The sequence below is a fragment of the Halomonas sp. genome (genome assembly GCF_029263665.1).
Lineage (GTDB): Bacteria > Pseudomonadota > Gammaproteobacteria > Pseudomonadales > Halomonadaceae > Halomonas.
On the sequence record NZ_JAJUFQ010000016.1, the window covers coordinates 1 to 21,357 of the forward strand.

Here is a 21,357-nt window from a genome sequence, read left to right on the forward strand (position 1 = left end):
CGACTATGATGCCGAGCTACTGGGAGCCGTGGAAGCGGTCAACAACCGCCAGAAGCAGACGCTGTTCACCAAGTTGTCGAATGCTTTCGATGGCAATCTGAAAGGGCGCACCATCGCCGTCTGGGGATTGTCATTCAAGCCCAATACCGATGATATGCGTGATGCCCCAAGCCGCACTCTGATGGAAGCCTTGTGGCAAGCGGGCGCGAAGGTTCAGGCCTATGACCCGGAAGCGATGCGCGAGTGCCGTCGTATCTATGGCGAGCGTGATGATCTTGTACTGGCCGGAGATCGCGTCCAGGCCGTCAAAGGCGCGGATGCCCTGGTGATCTGTACCGAGTGGAAGGAGTTCCGTTCCGTCGATTTCCATTGGCTCAAGGAGCAATTGGCCATGCCGGTGATCGTGGATGGACGCAACCTCTATGATACCGAGGCAGTTCGCGAAGCAGGGCTCATGTATTATGCCGTCGGCCGGGGAGATTCGTTAAGTATAGATGCCTGAGCATTAAATTAAGGCAGATATACGGGGCAAGATTATTAATTGATTCCTCCTTACCCTTTGGATGATGGTAAAGTTTATTATCTTGGCATGGACTCCAATGCAGGGTAAGGGGGAATATCACCATATGGCGTCTTAATTAATATCGGTTTTTTGGCAAGTCTCTAATTGATTGTTGATGAACCTATTATCGATATTAGAAATATACTGAATGTTGAGAGATTACCTATCTCTGGTTATCGTGGCATTTTCCTTTTTAGTATAGAAAATGCAGTTTGATGGAATATCTTTATTGACAAAGCTCATTGCTCCTATAGTTACATTATCGCCAATAAATAAATTGTTTCCGATTATACAAGAGTTGGCTCCTATGTCGACATTGTCTCCAATAGTAATACAATTTTTTTTCTTTATTGATGTGATGTCCTTTATTCCAATGGTGGTATTTTGTCGAATCAATAAATTCTTGCCTATTCTACAGTATTTTGCTATTACAATTCCATTGTAATGTATGATGCGAAGTCCCGGCTGTATCTGGGCTGTTAGTGGGATTTCTGTATTGTATTTTTTGATTAAATTTCTGTTTATTTTTTCAGCTATTTTCTTTACTTGACTATTTTTTTTGTATAAAGGTAGGATGCTATTCTCCACCAGAATAAAAAGCGACGTCTGGGATGCTTCCAAGCACGGGTAATGGTTCTTCCCCATGAAAATTTTTTATTTTTACTATTTATGACTTCAGAGAGAAGGCATTCTTTTAAAAACTCGAGACTCATGTTTCTACCTTGTTGAGTTGAGCTATCAGTTATGCTGATAGGTTTTAATGATCATTTGTATCTTCAACACTATCGGCGAAAGGAACTAACTCGTATGGGACTCTGGTATCATTGGATAGATTGAATACCTTCATTTTTGAAAAGGTTTTCATCCAGTTCAGGCCATCGAGAATGTTGTCCAGGTCTTCGTCCAGAGAAGTCTTCTCTAGTCGGGAGCCTTTCTGTTCATAGAAACGACCTTTCGAACCAGTCATGTCCAGGCCAGAAAAGCAGACAGTCTTGTAGCCTAGGGTTTCGGTCAGTTGGATACCTGCATAAGCGACCGTTCTAGTATGGAAATACCCCAGTCGTATATCTCGACTGTAGCCTTGGATGGTTCCTTTCTTACTGAGTGGAGCGGTGTAGCTGATCATGTCGCAATTTCGATACTTGAGCTTGAGTTTCAGGTAGTTCTTTAACCCGCCTTTCTTGCTCTTGCATGCTCGATGAATGATGATTGGCTGCAAAGCTGAAAGTCGTTCTGAATAGCGGTGTTTGGCGACATCATACAACTCCTTCGATACAACGACATGTCTAGCAGCCTTGGCTTGATGAAAGAACGACTCTGTATTTCGAATGAAGTAATTATGATCAGTTACTAAGTAAATGAATGGAGTGATATCATTAATTATCAGATAGTCCGCTGAACCATTTACACAGATAGTGTCATACTGTCTCAGTGTTGACAGCGGAGTGTTCAGAGAGGTAGGCCCAGAGAGAAAAATGATGGCCACATCTCCGTTCCTTGATGCAATCAGTCGATCGATCTGGTGTTGATTACCGGTATCCATTTTTTACGTTTGGTTGGAGAATAGCGACGTAATAGAGAGTCTTGTCGCGAAGAAGGAACAGTACGCTCTAAGACATGTCTGCATGAGCATTTTCACCCCATTGTCTCAGCGCTGAAAAGAGAATTATTGACCTGGGTCAATAGCCTGCTCGATTCGAGTTAGCCTGCCTGGCACCAATGCATCTTCAAGTGCTGTGATGCGTAGTACATGCCCGAGAGCAGGGTGGGCGGCACGCGCTACCAGTTTGCCTTCTTGCAGCAAATCGGCCTGTACCTGGGAGGCAAGGTCCGCATTTGCCAGGCGGATGCCAATAAAGTTAGTGGCACTGTCCAGGACGTTTCCACCGAGTCTGCGAAAGTGTGCTGCCAGCTTTTCACGGCGGTCCATGACATCTTGGATATGGCGGCGAGATTCTTCAGGATGGTCGAGTACCACTTCGGCGGCAGCCAGGCTGAGAGCAGATACCGCATAGTGAATGCGGACTTTCTGCAGCATGGCGATGACATCAGGCTGAGCGATGGCAAAACCGACACGCAAGCCGGCCAGGCCATGTGCCTTGGATAATGTTCGGCAGCGAATCACTCCGGGAAGTGCACGGCGAAAGTCGGGGTGATCTGCATCATCGCGGAAGTCATGGTAGGCCTCATCCAGCAACAACCAGCAGTCCTTTGGAAGCTCTCGGCGCAAGCATTCAATACTGTCCGGGGCATGCAGGTGGCCTGTGGGATTATCTGGATTGGCCAGATAGACGAGACGTGCCCGATGCTGATGAGCGGCCCGGGCCAGAGCATCGAGGTCGGGGGCCAGCTGTGAGGTGCTTTCCTGGTAATCCACTTCGACCAGCCGACAGCCTTGGCCCTTGGCGAAATAGCCAAAGGTAGGGTAAGTGCCTGCGGAACTGATCACTGTAGTACCGGCAGGCGCTGTTGCACGCAGAGTGAGGGCCAGGAGGCTATCGCAACCAGCATCGACCAGCAGGTTGTCCAGTTCAAAGCCATAGTGATGGACGAGTCGCTGGCGCAGGCCAAAGGCTTCAGCATCGCCATAACAGTAAGCATGTTCGACCATGACATCGCCGAAGTGCTGGCGAAGTGCCTGGTGGGGCATGTCCAGGCCCTCGTTGGATCCCAGACGATGGGGGATGGCATGACCAAGGCGTCGTTGCAGAGCCCAGATACCTGGGAAAGGGTTGTCGGGGCCTGGGTGATAAAGATGGTCTGCGAAGCGTGGCTTGGTTTCTCTTTGCATGGTCCTTGTCTGCCTGGCATCTCTTGACATGATGTCTCCTGTGGTTGCCGCCAAGATAACATTTTGCAGGCAGGCGTCGCTTGTTTGGAGCCGTTCCGGGCGGCGTGCTCAGGCCTTTAGATAGACCAGTGAACAGGTCATCAACCAGCGCCAGGCTAGGCCTGCCGTTGGCGCAAGAAGTCGACATGCTCCTGCACAAGGTGAACCATGTTGGCCAGTATTGGTGAATCGTTGTCCTTGCTCCAGGCAAAGCGCAGAGGCATATCGCAGGCATCCAATTCCGGAAGGCGCAGGAAGCATACTCCGGGGGCTGGGTTGGCACTGGCCGAGTCAGGTACGATGGCAAGCCCCAGACCGGCGGATACCATGCTGAGAATAGCGGAGTTATCAGCACCATACTGCACCACCTTGGGCTGAAATCCCAGGTGATGGAAGTGTTCTGTCATGCGGTCGTAATAGGAAGGTGAGGCCCAACGGAAGCCCCATACGAAGTCGGCATCACTGAGCTGAGAAAGGCTGTCGGGAGGGTTTGAAACCCACTCGGAATCCTCAGGCATCGCCAGTATCAAGGTGTCTCGATGTACTTCCATGCTACTGATGCCTGCTTCGTCATCATGGTGCAAGTACATCAGCCCTGCATCCAGGCCGTCATCACGCAGACGTTCCAGCTGGGGGCCGGAAAGGAGGGGAAATATCTCCAGCGCAATACCTGGATAGTCTCGGCGGAAGTGTCGCAGCAGAGTTGTTGCCCAGGATTGCCAAAGATACGTCGGCGTAATACCGATGCTTAACCGGCCAACAGTACCGCTCCCCAAAGACGCCAGGCGTCCGCGTAGTTCATCGCGCTTGGTGAGCAACTCCTTGGCTTCTTCGACCAGAGCGCGGCCAGCCATGGTCAGTACCATGCCGCGGGCATGACGTTCAAACAGTCGGGTATTCAGGTCCTCCTCAAGCAGCTTGATCTGTCGGGTCAGCGCTGGTTGCGCCACATGTATCCTGCGGCTGGCCGCAGATACCGAACCCGCTTCCACGATAGCGAGGAAGTAACGCAATTGACGGAATTCCATGGTGCCATACCAAAATGTTATCGATGTCATCGATTATAAATATTTTTGCTATGTGTGGAACGCCACCATAGTGATAGGACCCTTCTTCCAACTCCAATAACGTAATGGGGTAGCCTATGAGCAAGACGTATCACTTCGGTGTGGCGCTGCACTTCCTTGTCTGTGTGCTGGCCATGATCTGGCCGGGCGCATGGATCGCCAACCGCATCGAGCCCTATGTGCTCGGTCTGCCGTTTTTCTTCTTCTGGTATGTGCTGTGGATGCTGGTGCTGTTTGCCGGCATGTGGATCGCCTATGTGATTCGACATGGAGGCCAGCAGAATGACTGATTCCATCCTGGTCACGGCAATCACCCTGGCATATCTGGCCGTTGTGCTATGGGTGGGTGTGCGAGCCAAGAGTAAAGGGCCTTCCAATCTGGAAAACTACGTCGCCAGTGGTCGCCACGTCGGTGTGCTGATTCTGTTCTTTATTCTCGGAGCTGAAATTTTCTCTGCCTTTTCCTTTCTTGGGGCTCCTGGTTGGGCATACAGCAAGGGGGCACCATCGTTTTATATTCTGGCCTACCTGGGACTGGTGCCGATTACCATCTGGGCCTTGGGACCCAAGGTGGCACGCATTGGTCGTGAGCGTGGTTATCTGACCCAGGGGGACTTGATTGCGGATCATTATCGCAGTCGACCTCTGGGTATCCTGGCAGGTGTCATCGGTGTTCTGGCCATGGTGCCTTACCTGACCGTACAGATTGCCGGTGCAGGATTGTTGTTCCAGGCGGCGACAAATTCTCTGGTGCCATTCTGGCTGGGAGCATTGCTGGCTTTCGTCGTTGTGGCCATCTATGTATTCACCAGTGGTCTCAATGGCATTGGCTGGACCAACCTGGTACAGGGCGTGATGATGATCGTCGTGGCCTGGGGCCTGGGATTGGCAATTCCGACTCATGTCTACGGTGGCGTGCAACCGATGTTCGAGCAGATCGCCGCCAAGGCACCGGAATACCTGACCATGCCAGGTGCCAATGGCATGGGCTGGGGTGCCTTCAGTACGGCGATACTGGTCAGTGCCTTTGGTGGAGCCATGTGGCCCCATCTATTCATGAAGTTCTATTCGGCTGACAGTGGCAGGAGCCTGCGCAAGGTCAGCGTATTCTACCCGCTCTATGCCTATCTACTGGTGCCACTGCTGTTTATTGGTTTTGCCGGCATCTTGACATTCGCCGATGATCCGCTGGCGAGTCCCGACCGTGTCTTGCTGGAAATGGTCATCAACGTATCTGACTTCCCGGCATGGTTGGTTGGCCTGATGCTCTCTGGTGCGCTGGCTGCGGCCATGTCGACGGGAGCCAACCTTGCACATACCACGGCTGTTGTACTGGCCCGTGATGTACTGGGCCAGACAGTGATGCGCAATGCCAGCGATGCCTCCTCCGTGAAAACGACCAAGCTCTGTGTGTTGCTCGTTTGCCTGATTGCCTATGTCTGTGCGCTGGCCAATCCCACCTCATTGGTGACGTTGCTGCTGGGAGCATACGGCATGATCGTGCAATTGATGCCGATGGTGCTGGGGGCGCTGTTCTTCCCGGCCATGACACGACGTTCGACCTACCTGGGTGCCATCGCCGGCAGCCTGGTGTTCCTGCTGTTCCAGTTCGTCCTGCCGACGCCCCCATTTGGCTGGCATGCCGGTTTCTGGGGACTGCTGGTCAACGTGGCAGTACTGCTGCTGTGGCAAAGCATTCTCGATAGACACTCATCTCAGGCCAAGGCCGCTTGATTGGGACCACGATAAAGGAGAAATCTTCATGTCTCAGACCATTGCCGAAGACTCGCTGAAGGTGCTGCTCGACAAGGCAAGTGAAGCGCAGCTTGAGAGGGTGGCTGCTTTGTATCAGGACCTCCATGCTCATCCAGAGCTGCCGTTTCATGAGCACCGGACTAGTGCTCAGGTGGCGGATGCCATGGAAGCACTGGGGTTGGAGGTTGCTCGTGGCGTGGGAGGAACTGGCGTCGTCGCGGTTATAAAGAATGGTAACGGCCCTTGCGTGATGATGCGTAGTGACCTGGATGCCTTGCCGATCAAGGAGGAAACAGGTCTCGAATATGCCAGTACCAGAAAGGAAGAAACGGAGGATGGTCGCCAGGTTCCTGTCATGCATGCCTGCGGCCATGACCTGCACTCGAGCTGTCTGGTCGGGGCGGCAGGGGTCATGATGTCACTGCGTGAGCATTGGCAGGGTACGGCGATATTCATTGCCCAACCGGCAGAAGAGATTTTTGGTGGTGCTCAGGCAATGTTGGCGGATGGCTTGTATGAGCGCTTCGGGCGACCAGATGTTGTGCTGGGACAGCACAACATGCCGGCATTAGCCGGAACGGTAGGGCATATAGAAGGCAGTGCCATGGCAGCGGCCTCGACCCTGGCGGTAACCGTGCATGGTGCGGGCGGGCATGGCTCCATGCCCGCCCAGACAGTCGATCCTGTCGTTATCGCTGCCCATATCGTTACCCGTCTGCAGACCATCGTATCGCGTGAAATGCCCCCGACAGAAACCGTTGTGGTGACGGTTGGCAAGCTGCAGGCCGGTACCCAGGGCAACATTATCCCGCACTCGGCAGAGATGGAGATCAACATCCGCACCTTTGATGATGATATTCATGCCAAGGTGATCGAGGCGATCAAGCGTATCGTGAATGCCGAATGCGAAGCTGGGCGCTCTCCCAAGCCACCGGAGTTCAAGGTGCTGTCAGAAACCATCTCCCTGTACAACGACCCTGTCAGCACGGCCCGTGTCCGAGCCAGGCATGCAGAGTTGTTGGGAGAGGAGGCGCTGTATGACATGTTTCGCCTGGGGGGGAGTGAAGACTTCCCCTACTATGGCGATGCGACGGCGGGAGGCTTTGGTGGCGAAGATATTCCCTGCGTCTATTGGTTCGTCGGCGCGACGCCGGCTGAGCGCTGGGCACAGACACCTGGCACCAGCGTGAGTGAAAAGATGAGTCAACTGGAGATGCCGCATTCTCCTTACTATTTTCCGGGCAATCCGGTGACCATGCGTACCGGAGTCAAGGCGCTGGCAGCGGGGGCACTGGCCTGGCTATCTCGTTAATCGACTGTCCTGGTCGGTAGACACGGCCTGCATCAGTGCAGCCGATCATGAAAATAAAGGGCTCCGATTCATTCGTGGCCCTTTTTTGCCTGGGTGGACATCCCTGGCAGTGGTGTATCTGATGCCCTGGCGTGATGCAACTAGGGGCATGGCCAGGAGTAATAAGAAGGGTGATGAGCAGGAGGCTTTAATCTCGGCGTCGTAATCCGGCAAGGAAGATGGCAGTACAATTGCGCGCACGTTGATCACGGAGTTCGTCGGTCAACTCGGGAAAGCGGCCAGCAAGGCCGTCGATCAACCACTCGCCTGCGACCATGCCAGTGAACATGCCAGCGGCTTCCTTGGGGTTATCCACCTGCAGGACCCCGGTTGCGTGTTGAGTCCTGAGGTACTCGGCCAGTTCCCGGCGCGTTCGATCCGGACCGCGTTCCAGAAACATTTGACCCAGTTCTGGGGTGCGTTCGGCTTCGGCATTGATGCCGCGAATCAAGCGTATCTGGGGAACACTGATGACCAGGTCAATCAACCCTTGGGCAAGCTCGAACAGGACCTCTTCAGGTGGCTTCTGATGAGATTCCTCCAGGCGAGTCCAGACAGTGGATGCATGAGCTTCCAGAGCGGCAATGAATAAGCCTTCCTTGTTGCCGAATTGCTTGTAGAGCGTGCTCAGGGACCCTCCGGCCCGGGCAACGATGTCGCTGACACTGGCCCCTGCGTAGCCTTTCTCCAGAAAAACATCGCGAGCAGCGCAGAGCAGCCGTTGGCGGCGCGCTTGGCCTCTTGGGGTCAAGGAATTGGCTGTTGCATGGGGGTCGTTCATGAGTCTGGCTCGTGATGATATCTCTGTCACCGACACTTGCATGGCTTCATGGTACCAGTGTGACCGATGTGACGAGTAGGAATGGATGTGTAATTCACGGTAGTGTAGCATACATTACACTTTCTTGGATGAATACTCTCCAAGGTGCTCCGTGAAGAATATATGAGTAGCCCGTGGAGACTCTCCCGATACTCCTCATGAGGATGAAATGATGGCAAGCAGGAAAGCCATGGTGCTGGGTGGTGTGGTTGTCATTGCCATTGCGGCGGGCGTATGGGAAGGCGTTGACTGGTGGCGCCATGGCCGCTTTGTCGAAGAGACTGACAATGCCTATGTGCATACCGATAGTGTAACAGTGCGCTCGGAAATCTCCGCGCGTGTCATGTCAGTGCCTGTGGCTGATAACCAGCAGGTGGAGGCTGGTGAGTTATTGGTGCAGCTCGATGACAGCAGCGCACGTAACGAACTGGCTCAGGCTATAGCCGAACGCCGGGCGCAGGAAGCCAAGGTAGTGCAGGCTGAGCGGCAGATCGACAGCCATCAGGCAACGATTGCGCAAGCTCAAGCTGAGGTGACGGCTGGTGAAGCACAGGTTGCTCAGGCACAGTTCCATCTGGAGCGCTCCCGTTCCCTGGAATCACGTCAGTATGCCTCACAGCAGCAGCGCCAGGATGATGAAGCCACTCTGCGAGTTTCGCAGGCTAATCTGGCGGCCAGTCAGGCGGCTCTGGTCAGCGCCCAGCGACAGCTTGATGTGGCGCAGGCGGATGTGGACGCGGCAAAGGCCAACCTGGTATCTGCTCAGGCAGCGGAGGAGATTGCCCGTCACCACCTCAGCAAGACACAACTTGTTGCGCCGCGTGCCGGCGTGGTTGGAGCCATTGATGTTAAGGAAGGCGATGTGGCCCAGCCATCGCTCACACTGATGCATCTGGTGCCGGTGGAGTCCGCATATGTGATCGCCAATTACAAGGAAACCCAGACTGAGCGCATGCGTATCGGTCAACCGGTCAAGGTGCACGTGGACGCCTATCCCGGTGTCGAGTACGAGGGGAGGGTCGACAGCATTGCACCCGCAACGGGAGCGCAATTCAGCCTGTTGCCTCAGGATAATGCCACGGGCAACTTCAACAAGATTGTGCAGCGAGTCCCTGTCAAGATTCGTCTGACTGGTCCCGAGGAAGCCTTGGGAGCCTTGCGTGCAGGTCTCTCTGTCGAACCAGAAGTCGATACGCATGATCTTTCTGGTGACCCACTGGCGGCGCATGCCCGTGTCGCTGGAAACAATGATGCCCCCTCCAGACACACGGCATCCGTGAACATGAAGGCAGGCACTGAGCAATGAGCGGGGCGAGCCAGGAGGGCGTCATGCCGCCACAGGGCAACATGGAGGAACAGACGTTTCCTCCATGGCGGCAACGTATCGGCTTTATTGCAGCGGTATTCGGGATGTTCATGGCCATCCTGGATATTCAGATCGTGGCCAGCTCACTCAATGAAATCCAGGCCGGGGTTGCTGCCAGTGCCGAAGAGATTTCATGGGTACAGACATCCTATCTGATTGCGGAAATCGTCATGATTCCGTTGTCGGGCATGTTGACCCGAATTTTCTCGACTCGTACGGCATTTGTCATTTCGAGCGCAGGCTTCACGTTGGCCAGCCTGGGCTGTGCGATGGCCACTACGCTTGAGCAACTGGTCATTCTAAGGGCTATTCAAGGATTCATGGGTGGGGCCATGATCCCCATTACGCATGCCATCAGCTTTTCCATCTTTCCGCGTCGCTCCATGGGCGCCGTGCAGGCGGTGATTGGCATGGTGGTGACCATGGCACCATCCATCGGTCCTACGGTGGGCGGCTACATCACCGAGATGCTGAGCTGGCATTGGCTTTTCCTGGCCAATGTCGTGCCAGGCATCTTCGTGACCTGGGCCGTATGGAACTTCCTCGATATCGATAAGGGAGACCTGCGTGTTGCCAGGCGTCTGGATATCTTGGGACTGGCCCTGATGGCGGTATTTCTCGGCACCCTGGAATATGTGCTGGAAGAAGGGCCGGGCGATGACTGGTTTGATGATGATTTGATTCTGGGGCTGGCTCTGTTGTGTGCGGTATCGGCTGTGGGCTTTTTCTGGCGGACCCTGAAGCATGATCATCCCATCGTGGATTTGCGTGTCTTTACGGATCGCAACTTCTCTCTGGGGGCCTTGCAGGGGTTCGTACTCGGCATCGCCTTGTATGGGTTGGTCTACCTGATGCCACAGTTCTTCGGTTATGTGCGGGGCTTCTCGAGCTTGCAGATTGGTCAGGTGATGTTCGTTACGGGCGTGACCATGTTCTTTACCGCCCCCGTTGCCGGGCGCCTGACCAATATCGTCGACCTGCGCCTGTTGATGTTCATTGGTTTTATTCTGGTAGGCATTGGTTCGGCACTGAATGCTCAATTGACCTCCCAGTCGGGTTTCGATGAATTTTTCCTGCCTCAGATGATTCGTGGCGTGGGGCTGATTTTCTGCTTGATTCCTGCGTCACGCATTGCGCTGGGCACCTTGCCGCGGGAAGAAGTGGGCAATGCCAGTGGTCTGTTCAATGTGATGCGCAACCTTGGTGGTGCCCTGGGCTTGGCATTGATGGATACCATTCGGGACTGGCGCCAGGATTATCATTGGAACCAGTTGCTTCCGGCCATCAACCAGGGGCGGGAAGTGGTGCTGGAACGGTTGAGCGGCTACGAGTCCATGTTGACGGGACACGTGGCTGATCCGCAACAGAGTGCCTTGGTCATGCTGTCCCAGACCGTTGCCCGGGAAGCCATGGTGTTATCCTTCAATGATATCTTTCTGTGGCTGGGTCTGCTCTATCTGGTCTGCGCACCGATGGTGCTGCTGGTCAAGAAGATTGAAGCTTGAGCAAGGATGGCAGAGCTAGGACTTGACGACATATAGGCCAAGAGACGCGATGCTGACAAAGGCCAGGAAGGCAGCCAGTCCTAAGCGCCCCCAGGGAATGTGGCCGGCACCAAGGTGCATGACATGCGGATCTCTCGGTGAAATCCGTACTGTGATGATTTTCCCTACGGGATAAGCGGAAAGATAGGATTCGGCAGCTTCACGACTGGTGAAAGAAGGAACGCCATCAAAGCCTGAGTTGTCGGATGTGACAGTGACGCCTTCCACCGTGGCGGATAGCGCAACATAAGCCAGGTAGCGCTTCGTCTGTTGATCTCTTTCACGCTGGTGTTGCTGGGCCTGAGCCAAGCGTACCTCGTTGTGGGTGATGGTAGCCTCATGTGTGGGCCAGTCGTTCAGGTCCCGGACTTTCCAGGCACCTGCTGCAGCAAGAATGGCTCCGGCCAGGGCGACGATGGAAACGATCAACAGAGGGTGAGGCATGATAAAACCCTTGAGGAAACTGAGATGTCGATGATGGCTTCCCTGCAGCGCTGGATCAATGATGTCACCCAGTCAGACGTGCAGAGACAAGCACCCGATGTGGCATTGGCAACCGCCGTGCTGCTTTGCGAGGTCGTGCGTGCTGACTATCAATTGGATGATGCCGAGATCGCCTTGATGCGCAAGCAATTGCGTGAACGTTTTGATCTCGATGACAGTGCTCTGGATGAGCTGATGACACTGGCGCGCCAGGAAGCGGAAAGTGCCGTGGATCATCACCGTTTTGTACGTGAGTTGCGTGATCGTTGCAGTTATGACGATCGAGTGGCCCTGGTTCAGCAGATGTGGGCGTTAGCCTATGCGGATGGCGAAAAGGATGCGCTGGAAGAACATCGCATTCGGTCCCTGGCCGAACTGCTGCATGTCAGCCACTCTGACTTCGTACGCACTCGAATCCTGGAGCAACATCGTGTCGGGCAATGACAACCATTGCATGGAACGCTATGGTCACCACTGGCGGATCTATCCAGCCAGTCTCGATTGGGTATAGGATGATGAACTGGTCATCAGGCTGATGGCCTTCATATTTTTCTATTATATGGCTGCTTTTGCAGTCATCCCATCTGGGAGGAGCGAGATGTCGCGTCAAGTCGTGGTAGTGGGCGCTGGGATGGTCGGAGTTTCTGTAGCCTGGCACCTCAGGCAGCGAAACCATAAGGTGACCCTGGTCGATCGCCGCGAACCTGGACGTGAAACATCCTATGGCAATGCCGGCATCATCCAGCGTGAAGCCGTGAGGCCTTATCCCTTTCCCCGGGACCTCTCCAAACTGATGCGAGTCATGCCCAACCGCCAGGTGGATATCCGTTACCGCACCTCGGCAATGTTGGCCAATGCCGGGCCGCTATTCAAATACTGGCAAAACTCGGCACCTGCCCGATATGACCGCATCGTGCCGGAATATGCCGCGATCATTGGTGAGTGCCTGAAGGCCCATGGCCCGATGATTGAGGCTGCTGGTGCCGATCATCTGGTGCGCCGAGAAGGGTGGTTCGAGGTCTACCGTACCGAGGAGGCTCTGGCCGAGCGCCTGCAGACAGCACAGGAAAATGCCGAGCGATTTGGTGTGCGTTTTCAGCCATTGTCGGCCACCGATCTAGCACGTGAAGAACCGCATCTGTCGCGAGAGTTGGTGGGAGGGATTCATTGGCAGGACCCCTGGACAGTGGCCAGTCCCGGAGATCTGGTGGCAGCCTATGCCAAGGCCTATGAAAATGCAGGTGGCCAGATTCTGCAGGCTGACGTGCAGCATGTGCACAAGGAAAGCGAGGGTTGGTGTATCAAGACTTCCAGCGGAGATCTCCATGCCGACACTCTGATAATGGCTCTGGGCCCCTGGAGCCAGGATTGGATGAAGGACCTGGGGCTTTCCATTCCACTGTTCGTCAAGCGTGGCTATCACATGCACTATCGCAATCCCGAGGACAAGCGGCTGGGCCATTGGGTCATGGATGCGGAAGTCGGCTATCTTCTGGCGCCCATGCGTGATGGCATTCGCTTGACCACGGGAGCAGAACTGGAACACCTGGATGCTCCGCCTCATCCTGAGCAACTGGCTGCCGCCGAGCGCAAGGCTCGTGGCCTGTTTCCGTTGGGGGAACGGCTGGAGCAACAGCCGTGGAAGGGGGCTCGTCCCTGTACACCGGACATGAAGCCTGTGATTGGTCCAGTACCGGCCCAGAAAGGGTTATGGCTCGCTTGCGGGCATGGTCACCAGGGTTTCACTCTGGGGCCTGCTACCGGCAAGTTGCTGACGCAGATGATCGAAGGTGAAGCGACAGATATCGATATGGCGCCATATCGGGTGGATCGCTTTTAACCTCGGTGCATTACGCTAGTGCACAACAAACCCACCGATCATGATTCGGTGGGTTTGTTGTTTGATGCGCCATTGTCGCTTGATGAGCCATTGTTGCGGCGCTCAGCAATGGCACGAATGGCGAGCTTCATCAACAGGGTGACGACGAAAACCAGCCAGCTTGCCGTCGCCAGCACGTTGAACAGCAGCATTTTCTGTGCCCCGCTCATCGGTGTGATCAAGTGATCGATGGCAATGGCAAACAAGAATGCCAGGGTCAGGGGCAGGGCAAGAATATGCATCCACATTTCTGTACGACGCTTGCGCACGTGATAGCGGCTCAGCAATACGCGAATAGGACGGTGAACGAAACTGATGAGGATCATGCTGGCCAATCCCAGCAATGCCGCCATCGCTGGCTCCGGGCTGTCGATATACAATGAGATACTGATCGACCAGTACAGCGCGAGCCACATCAATCCGGCCAGACTGGCGACGAGATCGGCATAATGACGTACCTTAGGCATGAATTCCCCGCATGAAACGATAAGCGCCCCGATAATACGCGAAAATAGTCCTGGAGGGGCACTATCCTGTCCAACGGATCATTTTGTATTGGGGCATACGGTATACTGCGATGGCTGAATCTCTTCATGCATGCCGAGAGCTGCTGATTTAATGCTGCTGACAGCATTTCCGCAGTGTTTCTCTCCAAGGCCCTCCGTGGGCTGCAACCCAGACAACAGGACTGCTCGTGACTGCGATTTCCTTGACCCGGCCCGATGACTGGCACCTCCACCTGCGGGATGGCTTTGCTCTTCAGGCGGTGGCTGCCGATACTGCCCGCCAGATGGGGCGTGCCATTGTAATGCCGAATCTCAAGCCCCCGGTGACGAATCTTGAGCAAGCACTGTCCTACCGTGAAAGGATTCTGGCTGCATTGCCCCAAGGCACGCATTTCGAGCCGCTGATGACGTTGTATCTGACGGACCGGACGACTGTCGAGGATATCGAGACGGCATGGGCCAGTGGCAAGGTCCAGGCAGTCAAGCTGTATCCTGCGGGCGCCACGACCAACTCCGACTCTGGTGTCACTGATCTACGTCACTGCGACGCCGCTATCGCTGCCATGGCTCGGCTTGGTATGCCGCTGCTGGTTCATGGAGAAGTCACTGACACCGATATCGATATCTTCGACCGTGAAGCGGTGTTCATCGAGAAAGTCATGAAACCGCTGTTGTCACGCCACCCTTCTCTGAAAGTGGTGTTCGAGCATATCACCACTGCGGACGCGGCACGTTTCGTCAGCGAAGCGCCAGGCAATATAGGGGCAACCATCACGGCCCATCATCTGCTCTATAATCGCAATCACATGTTGGCCGGTGGCATCCGTCCACATTATTACTGCCTGCCGATTCTCAAGCGCGAGCGTCACCGGGAAGCGCTGGTTGAGGCTGCGGTTTCTGGTAACCCAAGTTTCTTCCTGGGTACCGATAGTGCACCTCATGCTCGTAACGACAAAGAGAGCAGTTGCGGCTGTGCTGGTGCCTATACGGCGTTTGCGGCCATCGAGTTGTATGCCACGGCCTTCGAACAAGCAGGCGCACTGGACAAGCTGGAAGGGTTTGCCAGTCACCATGGGCCGGATTTCTATGGTCTGCCGCGCAATGCCGATACCATCACCCTGGAAAAGGTCGAGTGGCAAGTGCCTGCAGAGCTACCGTTCGGAGAAGGGAACACCTTGGTTCCGCTGTGTGCTGGGGAGAAGCTTTCCTGGCGTATGCGTGATGCCTGATCCGCTCGATAGCGTATTCAGAGATTCCCAGGAATCTTTCTGAAGTGCTGCTTTTCTGAAGTGCTACCGGCCTCGCTGTGCCGTTGTCACAGCGAGGCCGGCGAGTGATTTACCGAGCTGCTGATGCGCAGTTGATCACCGGGTTGGCGTACTGACGCAGCCACCAGTGGTGCAATGCCTCGGGAACCGCTGCCAGGCGTTCATTGAAACGCGTGCGGTCAGCTTCAGTGACTTCCTTCATGTCGAGCAGTTCTGGGTGTTCTCCCAGGGCTTCCAGTGCCAGATAGTGGCTGGGGAACAGGTGGTAATCACTGAGTACCTGGCGGTCGATCTCTGCAGCAACAGCCTCTGGCGTGTCAAAGCTGGCGTCAAGCGGTGTGCCAAAGCGTAGATGGACACGACCCTTGTAGCCGGTAATCCCGGCGACAATGGAACTTATATCCTCGAATTCGCTTTTCTTGTAACCGCCTTCTTCGCAGGTGGCCTTCAACTCGCGGGCCTTCTGCACATCGCAGGGATCGTACTCATAACTGATCGATACCGGCACCAGACGCAATTCTTCTATGGCGGCTCCGAGGCCAGCATCACGATGATGCATGCGATGTGCCATGGTCATCATCTTGATGATGGCTGGGTCGGTACGGTCGATGCCGTCCTTGGCGCGTCCTTCGCGCTGGGCCATCCAGATGGAGTGATTATCGCTGCATATGGAGTGGCGAATATATCCAGATAGTTGCTGATAGGCGGCCAGCATTGCCCGTTTTCCTCGCGCGCTGCGGGGCACGATGAAGCTCTTGTTGAGGCGCATCAGATCAGTGACGTAAGGCTTCTTGAGCAGGTTGTCACCAATGGCGATGCGCACTGTGTCTCGCCCGGCCAGGTAAAGGGCATAGTTGACGAAGGCAGGATCCAGAGAAATGTCGCGGTGATTGCCAATGAACAGATAACCTGTATCGGGATCCAGGTTTTCCACGCCATCGACACGAAAATCGTCGGCAGAGTCGCGCAGCATGCGTTGCATGTAGCTGGCAATACGATTCTGGAAGCCGCGGATGGTATCGACTCCCTTGACCTCACGCTTGATCACCCAGCTGGCCAGGGTCCGCGACAGCCTCGGCATGAGCCGGGAAAGCCGCGGCAGCCGATAGCGGGTCAGTGCATCAAGCAATTCCGGATCCTCACTGAGGCGGGCCAGAGTGGCTGCCACCTCATGGTCCTGGTAGGGGCGAATATCGTGCCAGGGATCCAAGGTTGCGTCAGAAGTTGCAGTCATGAGGTGGTGGTCGCAAGATCAGGGGAAACAACGGAAGAGGGGCTCTGGGCTTCGCCGCCAAGCCAGTCGAGCAGGCGATCCACTGCATCACCAAGAGCCTGGGTCATCAACAGGAAATCGGTTTCCAGGCGGACTAGAGCATCGTCTCCATCCTCGCTCTGGTTGGCTTCTTCGACCAGCGCATCGTCGAAAGACAACGACTTCACTGCCAGGTCGTCGTGGAGCACGAAGCGCAGGCGGCCTTCTAACCCCAGAGCCAGCTTGCTGGCCTGGCGGTCATGCTCCAGCAGACGCTGGATGTCGTCGCTATCGAGGTCCACTTGCTTGGCCCGTAGCACGCCGTCATCGCCCTTGGCCTTGAGCTCGACCTGGTCTCCCATCACCATGTCAGAAGGGCGAGTTCCCGGGTCGGTCAGCCAGGTGGTCATGGCGCGGATCGGCAGGGTCTGGGCTGCCAAAGGCGTCACCTTGAGGCTGCCAAGGGTTTCGCGCAACAGGTCGAGGAGCTCTTCTGCACGCTTGCGACTTGAAGTATTGATGGCGATCAAGCCACGTCGGGTATCCCACCAGAGGTCCGTCTTCTGGCTACGTACGAAGGCGCGGGGTAGCAATTCCTCGTAGACCTGCTCCTTGATCTCCTGCTTCTCCTGCCGACGAAGCTTGCGGCCCTCCTGGGTCTCGATGGCTTCGCTGCGTTCCTCGACTTCTTCTTTTACCACCGATGCCGGCAAGATGCGCTCCTGGCGCAGAGCCGTCATCAGACGTTGCCCTTGCAGTTCGTGCAGATACTGCACGCCCGCACGACCCGCCGGAGTTGTCCAGCCGATGCGGCGTGCTTCAGCGCTTCCCAACGGGCGAAAAGCTTGTTCAGACAAGGCGGTTTCCAGCTGTCCAGCGTCGATGGACGGTCCGTCATGCAGGCGGTAAAGGTGCAAGTGCTTGAACCACATGAAGCAAATCCCAGGGTCAAAAAGGACGCACATTATGTCTAATGGCTGCTTCCGGTGCTAGTTGGACATTCAGGGAATACGTTCGAAGCAACGCACCTATCGCCGATTGGCCATTGAGGCTGTTATGTTAGATTTGATCTCGTTATATCGTTTCTGCATAGCTACTTCTACGCAGTCTTCTGTGTAATGTTCCGAATAATAGTGTTCCAAGTAGCTGTCGCGGCTCGATAGTTGTTGCGACTCGATAGTTGTTGCGGCTTGGCTGCTTTACCTGCACAAGGGAATGTTCATGAACACCACAAGCATTGATCTTCGAGTAAGAGGCTTTCACCTCGATGGCTATGGTCATGTCAATCACGCGCGCTATCTCGAGTTCCTCGAAGAGGGGCGCTGGGATTACTTTGATCGTCATGCTGGGCTGATGGGCGTGCTGTCGCGTGGTGATGTGGCCTTCGTCGTGGTCAATCTCAACATCGATTACCGCACGGCAGCGGTTGCCGGTGATGACCTTGAGGTTCGCACGCATCTTGCAGACCTTGGCTCACGCAGTGCGCGGATGTCCCAGCAGATCACTCGCAAAAGTGATGGGGCCTTGGTGGTTCGGGCAGTATTGACCTTTGTACTGCTCGATGTGGCCAACAACAAGGCGGCGAGCATAGAAGGCGAGCTGCGTGAGGCGCTGGAACCCCTGCTGGTTTCCTGACGTGTGTTAAACGCTGCGCGGGTAGTCCCTTAAGTGATATGCTAGTGCGCTGTATTTGTGTGCTCTGTCACGCTCCCTGCGGTTCAACAGAATAGTTCAATGGAATGGTTCATTGAAGAAGTTCGTCGGGAGTTTATCGTGACGTCAGTGACGCACTGCCTGCTGCTGTACCTATATCAGCTGTACCAAAGGATTTGACGACCCATGGGTGACATCGCCAGAGAGATTCTGCCAGTCAATATCGAGGACGAACTGAAACAGTCGTATCTCGATTACGCGATGAGCGTGATCATCGGCCGTGCACTGCCTGATGTGCGCGATGGCTTGAAGCCGGTTCATCGGCGTGTGCTGTTCGCGATGCACGAACTGGGCAATGACTGGAACAAGCCGTACAAGAAATCAGCCCGTGTGGTGGGCGACGTGATCGGTAAGTACCATCCTCACGGGGATAGTGCGGTCTATGACACCATCGTGCGTATGGCTCAGCACTTTTCCATGCGCCATGTGCTGGTGGATGGTCAGGGCAACTTCGGCTCCATTGATGGCGATAGTGCTGCTGCCATGCGTTATACCGAAGTGCGCATGGCCAAGCTGGCCCATGAACTGCTGGCGGATCTGGAGAAGGATACTGTCGACTGGGTCGACAACTATGACGGTACCGAGCGCATCCCGGATGTGCTGCCGACCAAGGTCCCCAACCTGCTGGTCAATGGTTCGTCGGGTATTGCCGTGGGCATGGCAACCAATATTCCGCCACACAACATGGTGGAAGTCATCAATGGCTGCCTGGCGCTGATCGACGATTACAGCCTCACCATCGATGACCTGATGGAATATATCCCGGGTCCGGATTTCCCCACCGGGGGCATCATCAATGGCCGGGCAGGTATCCTCGAGGCCTACCGCACCGGGCGTGGCCGTATCTATGTGCGTGCCTGTCATACCATCGAGCATGACGACAAGACTGGCCGCGACCATATCATCGTCACCGAACTGCCGTACCAGGTGAACAAGGCGCGTCTGATCGAGAAGATTGCCGAGCTGGTCAAGGACAAGAAGATCGAAGGCATCGCTGAGCTGCGCGATGAGTCCGACAAGGACGGCCTGCGGGTAGTGATCGAGGTCAAGCGCGGCGAAAGTGGCGATGTCGTGGTCAACAACCTGTTCGCCCAGACCCAGTTGCAGAGCGTCTTCGGCATCAACATGGTTGCCCTGGAAGATGGCGAACCGAAGATAATGAACCTCAAGCAGGTGCTTGAGGCGTTCATTCGCCACCGGCGCGAAGTGGTGACCCGGCGTACGCTGTTCGAACTCAAGAAGGCCCGCGAGCGTGGCCATATTCTTGAAGGCCTCGCCGTCGCCATCTCCAACATCGATGAGGTCATCGAGCTGATCAAGGCTTCACAAAGTGCTGCCGAGGCCAAGGAACGTCTTCTGGCCCGCTCCTGGCAGCCTGGTCAGGTTACCGGAATGCTTGAGCGTGCCGGGGCTACGTCGTGCAAGCCGGAAGATCTGGATGAAGGCTTCGGTCTGCTCGAAAGTGGCAGTGAGTACCGCCTGTCACCGGCTCAGGCCCAGGCCATCCTGGAACTGCGCCTGCATCGCCTGACAGGGCTCGAGACCGAGAAGCTGTTGGATGAATACCTTTCCATCCTCGAGCGCATCGCGGAATTGATGGCGATCCTGGCCTCTTCCGAGCGCTTGCTCGAAGTTATCCGCGAAGAGCTGGAGGCGGTTCGTGACCAATTTGGTGACGAGCGTCGCACGGAAATCCAGGTCAGTCGACTGGACTTGTCCATTGAGGATCTGATCGCCGAGGAAGACATGGTGGTGACCGTGTCGCGCAGCGGTTATGCCAAGACGCAGCCTCTGTCTGACTATCAGGCCCAGCGTCGTGGTGGGCGTGGAAAGTCGGCGACATCGATGAAGGACGAAGACGTTATCGAGCACCTGCTGGTTGCTTCGACTCACGATACCGTGCTGCTGTTCTCCAATAGGGGCAAGGTCTACTGGCTCAAGGTCTATGAGATGCCTGCGGCCAGCCGCGGCTCTCGCGGCAAGCCACTGGTCAATCTTCTGCCGCTGGATGAAGGCGAAGCGATCAATGCCATCATGCCGGTGCATGACTACGACCCGGATTGCTATATCTTCTTCGCCACTGCTCGCGGAACGGTGAAGCGTACCAGTCTTGAGCAGTTCTCCCGTCCACGTAGTGTGGGACTGATTGCCATCGACCTGGAAGAGGGTGATCGCCTGATCGGCGCCGCCATCACTTCTGGCAGTGACCATGTCATGCTGCTGTCGTCCAATGGCAAGGCAATTCGTTTCGAGGAGACTCAGGTTCGGGCCATGGGGCGTACGGCCCGTGGTGTACGCGGTATGCGTCTTCTCGATGAGGCGGAAGTGATCAGTCTGATCATTCCCAAGAGCCTCGAAGTGGATGCCGAAGAAGAAGACGGCGAGGTGGGTGGCGATGCAACGAATGTTGATGCTGTCGCCAAGGATGGTCAGATATACATCCTTACTGCCAGTGAGAATGGCTATGGCAAGCGCACTCGTCTCGAGGAATTTCCTCTGCGCGGTCGTGGCGGCCAGGGTGTGATCGCCATGCAGACCAGCGATCGTAATGGTGGCATGGTTGCCGCGATGCAGGTCTACTCGAGCGACGAGATGATGCTGATCACTGATCGCGGCACGCTGGTGCGGACCCGTGTCGACGAAGTTTCCATCAGCTCGCGTAATACTCAAGGTGTTACCTTGATTCGTCTGAGTGAAGAGGAATCACTGGTCAAGACCGTGCGTATCGAGGAACTGGAAGAAGACGACAGTGTCGTGGAGGAACTGGAGGATGGTGAAGGCGTCGATGTTGATGCTGCCACGGATGCCGCTTCCGAAGACGCTGCTTCTGGAGATAGCACCCCAGCTAATGATGCCCCTACTAGTGACCCAGAGGGCGGCAATGCTGACCCGGTCGGCGATGACGATGGCCAATAATGAACGGTTCTAGTCCTCGTAAGAAGGACATAGGCTGAGACCCCT

At 55.4% G+C, this 21,357-nt stretch carries 19 protein-coding genes; 11 read left to right on the forward strand and 8 right to left on the reverse strand.

Translation table 11 applies throughout. From position 1 onward, the window contains the following. On the forward strand, positions 1–502 hold a 502-nt coding region (locus Q1K07_RS14780), incomplete at its 5' end, for a UDP binding domain-containing protein (RefSeq protein WP_300312385.1). A gap of 817 nt (positions 503–1,319) precedes the next feature. On the opposite strand, the gene waaZ is transcribed toward Q1K07_RS14780, so the two are convergent. From waaZ to Q1K07_RS14795, 3 genes are all read right to left on the reverse strand, one after another. After that, positions 1,320–2,105, reverse strand: a complete 786-nt coding sequence (gene waaZ, locus Q1K07_RS14785; RefSeq protein ID WP_300312388.1) for a 3-deoxy-D-manno-oct-2-ulosonate III transferase WaaZ — start codon at positions 2,103–2,105, stop codon at positions 1,320–1,322. 123 nt (positions 2,106–2,228) lie between these two features. Beyond that, complete coding sequence (locus tag Q1K07_RS14790; protein ID WP_300312391.1) at positions 2,229–3,383, reverse strand: aminotransferase class I/II-fold pyridoxal phosphate-dependent enzyme; 1,155 nt, start codon at positions 3,381–3,383, stop codon at positions 2,229–2,231. Positions 3,384–3,508: 125 nt separating this feature from the next. After that, on the reverse strand, positions 3,509–4,420 hold the full coding sequence (locus tag Q1K07_RS14795) for a LysR family transcriptional regulator (protein WP_300312394.1): 912 nt from the start codon (positions 4,418–4,420) through the stop codon (positions 3,509–3,511). A gap of 116 nt (positions 4,421–4,536) precedes the next feature. Between Q1K07_RS14795 and Q1K07_RS14800 the strand changes: the two genes are divergently transcribed. Genes Q1K07_RS14800 through Q1K07_RS14810 form a run of 3 tightly spaced genes read left to right on the forward strand, consistent with a single transcriptional unit; the run spans position 4,537 to position 7,526 of the window. Next, complete coding sequence (locus Q1K07_RS14800) at positions 4,537–4,749, forward strand: DUF3311 domain-containing protein (protein WP_300312396.1); 213 nt, start codon at positions 4,537–4,539, stop codon at positions 4,747–4,749. Next, the gene (locus Q1K07_RS14805) at positions 4,742–6,193 is read left to right on the forward strand and encodes a sodium:solute symporter (RefSeq protein WP_300312399.1); all 1,452 of its coding nucleotides are present in this window, start codon (positions 4,742–4,744) and stop codon (positions 6,191–6,193) included. The genes Q1K07_RS14800 and Q1K07_RS14805 overlap by 8 nt, the downstream gene beginning before the upstream one ends. Positions 6,194–6,221: 28 nt before the next feature. Beyond that, positions 6,222–7,526: an amidohydrolase gene (locus Q1K07_RS14810; protein ID WP_300312422.1), complete on the forward strand. Its 1,305-nt coding sequence runs from the start codon at positions 6,222–6,224 to the stop codon at positions 7,524–7,526. Positions 7,527–7,713: 187 nt separating this feature from the next. On the opposite strand, the gene Q1K07_RS14815 is transcribed toward Q1K07_RS14810, so the two are convergent. Continuing rightward, on the reverse strand, positions 7,714–8,346 hold the full coding sequence (locus tag Q1K07_RS14815) for a TetR/AcrR family transcriptional regulator (protein WP_300312424.1): 633 nt from the start codon (positions 8,344–8,346) through the stop codon (positions 7,714–7,716). A gap of 211 nt (positions 8,347–8,557) precedes the next feature. Here Q1K07_RS14815 and Q1K07_RS14820 point away from each other — a divergent pair, with 211 nt between their 5' ends. Together Q1K07_RS14820 and Q1K07_RS14825 are read left to right on the forward strand one after the other, a co-directional pair. Continuing rightward, a complete protein-coding gene (locus Q1K07_RS14820) occupies positions 8,558–9,691 on the forward strand; it encodes an HlyD family secretion protein (protein ID WP_300312426.1) in 1,134 nt (377 codons plus the stop codon). Between the two features lie 23 nt (positions 9,692–9,714). After that, positions 9,715–11,256, forward strand: a complete 1,542-nt coding sequence (locus tag Q1K07_RS14825) for a DHA2 family efflux MFS transporter permease subunit (protein ID WP_300312429.1) — start codon at positions 9,715–9,717, stop codon at positions 11,254–11,256. A gap of 15 nt (positions 11,257–11,271) precedes the next feature. Here the strand turns inward: Q1K07_RS14825 and Q1K07_RS14830 are convergent, their stop codons facing one another. Next, positions 11,272–11,739 (reverse strand): DUF3592 domain-containing protein, encoded by a 468-nt coding sequence (locus Q1K07_RS14830; protein ID WP_300312431.1) that lies wholly within the window; start codon positions 11,737–11,739, stop codon positions 11,272–11,274. A gap of 24 nt (positions 11,740–11,763) precedes the next feature. Here Q1K07_RS14830 and Q1K07_RS14835 point away from each other — a divergent pair, with 24 nt between their 5' ends. Beyond that, positions 11,764–12,222 (forward strand): TerB family tellurite resistance protein, encoded by a 459-nt coding sequence (locus Q1K07_RS14835; RefSeq protein ID WP_300312433.1) that lies wholly within the window; start codon positions 11,764–11,766, stop codon positions 12,220–12,222. Between the two features lie 154 nt (positions 12,223–12,376). Further along, positions 12,377–13,618, forward strand: a complete 1,242-nt coding sequence (locus Q1K07_RS14840; protein WP_300312435.1) for an FAD-binding oxidoreductase — start codon at positions 12,377–12,379, stop codon at positions 13,616–13,618. Positions 13,619–13,656: 38 nt separating this feature from the next. Here Q1K07_RS14840 and Q1K07_RS14845 read toward each other — a convergent pair whose 3' ends face one another. Beyond that, positions 13,657–14,124, reverse strand: a complete 468-nt coding sequence (locus tag Q1K07_RS14845) for a hypothetical protein (RefSeq protein WP_300312437.1) — start codon at positions 14,122–14,124, stop codon at positions 13,657–13,659. A gap of 227 nt (positions 14,125–14,351) precedes the next feature. On the opposite strand from Q1K07_RS14845, the gene pyrC reads away from it, so the two are divergent. Continuing rightward, positions 14,352–15,392, forward strand: a complete 1,041-nt coding sequence (gene pyrC / locus Q1K07_RS14850) for a dihydroorotase (protein ID WP_300312440.1) — start codon at positions 14,352–14,354, stop codon at positions 15,390–15,392. 109 nt (positions 15,393–15,501) lie between these two features. Here the strand turns inward: pyrC and Q1K07_RS14855 are convergent, their stop codons facing one another. Then, entirely contained in the window at positions 15,502–16,665 is a 1,164-nt protein-coding gene (locus tag Q1K07_RS14855; protein ID WP_300312443.1) for a 1-acyl-sn-glycerol-3-phosphate acyltransferase, read from the reverse strand. After that, the gene (locus Q1K07_RS14860) at positions 16,662–17,615 is read right to left on the reverse strand and encodes a recombination-associated protein RdgC (RefSeq protein WP_300312445.1); all 954 of its coding nucleotides are present in this window, start codon (positions 17,613–17,615) and stop codon (positions 16,662–16,664) included. Before Q1K07_RS14860 ends, Q1K07_RS14855 begins: the two co-directional genes overlap by 4 nt. 283 nt (positions 17,616–17,898) lie before the next feature. Here Q1K07_RS14860 and Q1K07_RS14865 point away from each other — a divergent pair, with 283 nt between their 5' ends. Both Q1K07_RS14865 and gyrA read left to right on the forward strand, forming a co-directional pair. After that, a complete protein-coding gene (locus Q1K07_RS14865; RefSeq protein ID WP_300312447.1) occupies positions 17,899–18,318 on the forward strand; it encodes a thioesterase family protein in 420 nt (139 codons plus the stop codon). 204 nt (positions 18,319–18,522) lie between these two features. Beyond that, positions 18,523–21,312, forward strand: coding sequence for a DNA gyrase subunit A (gene gyrA / locus Q1K07_RS14870; RefSeq protein WP_300312450.1), 2,790 nt, complete (start codon positions 18,523–18,525; stop codon positions 21,310–21,312). The last annotated feature ends 45 nt before the right edge of the window (positions 21,313–21,357 follow it).

Excerpts from the sequence above, each read along its gene's own strand:
- Q1K07_RS14845 (WP_300312437.1), bottom strand. The coding sequence starts at position 14,124 with ATGCCTAAGGTACGTCATTATGCCGATCTCGTCGCCAGTCTGGCCGGA.
- Q1K07_RS14865 (WP_300312447.1), top strand. The coding sequence starts at position 17,899 with ATGTTCATGAACACCACAAGCATTGATCTTCGAGTAAGAGGCTTTCAC.
- Q1K07_RS14815 (WP_300312424.1), bottom strand. The coding sequence starts at position 8,346 with ATGAACGACCCCCATGCAACAGCCAATTCCTTGACCCCAAGAGGCCAA.
- Q1K07_RS14790 (WP_300312391.1), bottom strand. The coding sequence starts at position 3,383 with ATGTCAAGAGATGCCAGGCAGACAAGGACCATGCAAAGAGAAACCAAG.
- gyrA (WP_300312450.1), top strand. The coding sequence starts at position 18,523 with ATGGGTGACATCGCCAGAGAGATTCTGCCAGTCAATATCGAGGACGAA.
- waaZ (WP_300312388.1), bottom strand. The coding sequence starts at position 2,105 with ATGGATACCGGTAATCAACACCAGATCGATCGACTGATTGCATCAAGG.
- Q1K07_RS14835 (WP_300312433.1), top strand. The coding sequence starts at position 11,764 with ATGTCGATGATGGCTTCCCTGCAGCGCTGGATCAATGATGTCACCCAG.
- Q1K07_RS14800 (WP_300312396.1), top strand. The coding sequence starts at position 4,537 with ATGAGCAAGACGTATCACTTCGGTGTGGCGCTGCACTTCCTTGTCTGT.
- Q1K07_RS14840 (WP_300312435.1), top strand. The coding sequence starts at position 12,377 with ATGTCGCGTCAAGTCGTGGTAGTGGGCGCTGGGATGGTCGGAGTTTCT.
- Q1K07_RS14805 (WP_300312399.1), top strand. The coding sequence starts at position 4,742 with ATGACTGATTCCATCCTGGTCACGGCAATCACCCTGGCATATCTGGCC.
- Q1K07_RS14855 (WP_300312443.1), bottom strand. The coding sequence starts at position 16,665 with ATGACTGCAACTTCTGACGCAACCTTGGATCCCTGGCACGATATTCGC.
- Q1K07_RS14795 (WP_300312394.1), bottom strand. The coding sequence starts at position 4,420 with ATGGAATTCCGTCAATTGCGTTACTTCCTCGCTATCGTGGAAGCGGGT.
- Q1K07_RS14820 (WP_300312426.1), top strand. The coding sequence starts at position 8,558 with ATGGCAAGCAGGAAAGCCATGGTGCTGGGTGGTGTGGTTGTCATTGCC.
- Q1K07_RS14860 (WP_300312445.1), bottom strand. The coding sequence starts at position 17,615 with ATGTGGTTCAAGCACTTGCACCTTTACCGCCTGCATGACGGACCGTCC.
- Q1K07_RS14830 (WP_300312431.1), bottom strand. The coding sequence starts at position 11,739 with ATGCCTCACCCTCTGTTGATCGTTTCCATCGTCGCCCTGGCCGGAGCC.
- Q1K07_RS14810 (WP_300312422.1), top strand. The coding sequence starts at position 6,222 with ATGTCTCAGACCATTGCCGAAGACTCGCTGAAGGTGCTGCTCGACAAG.
- Q1K07_RS14825 (WP_300312429.1), top strand. The coding sequence starts at position 9,715 with ATGCCGCCACAGGGCAACATGGAGGAACAGACGTTTCCTCCATGGCGG.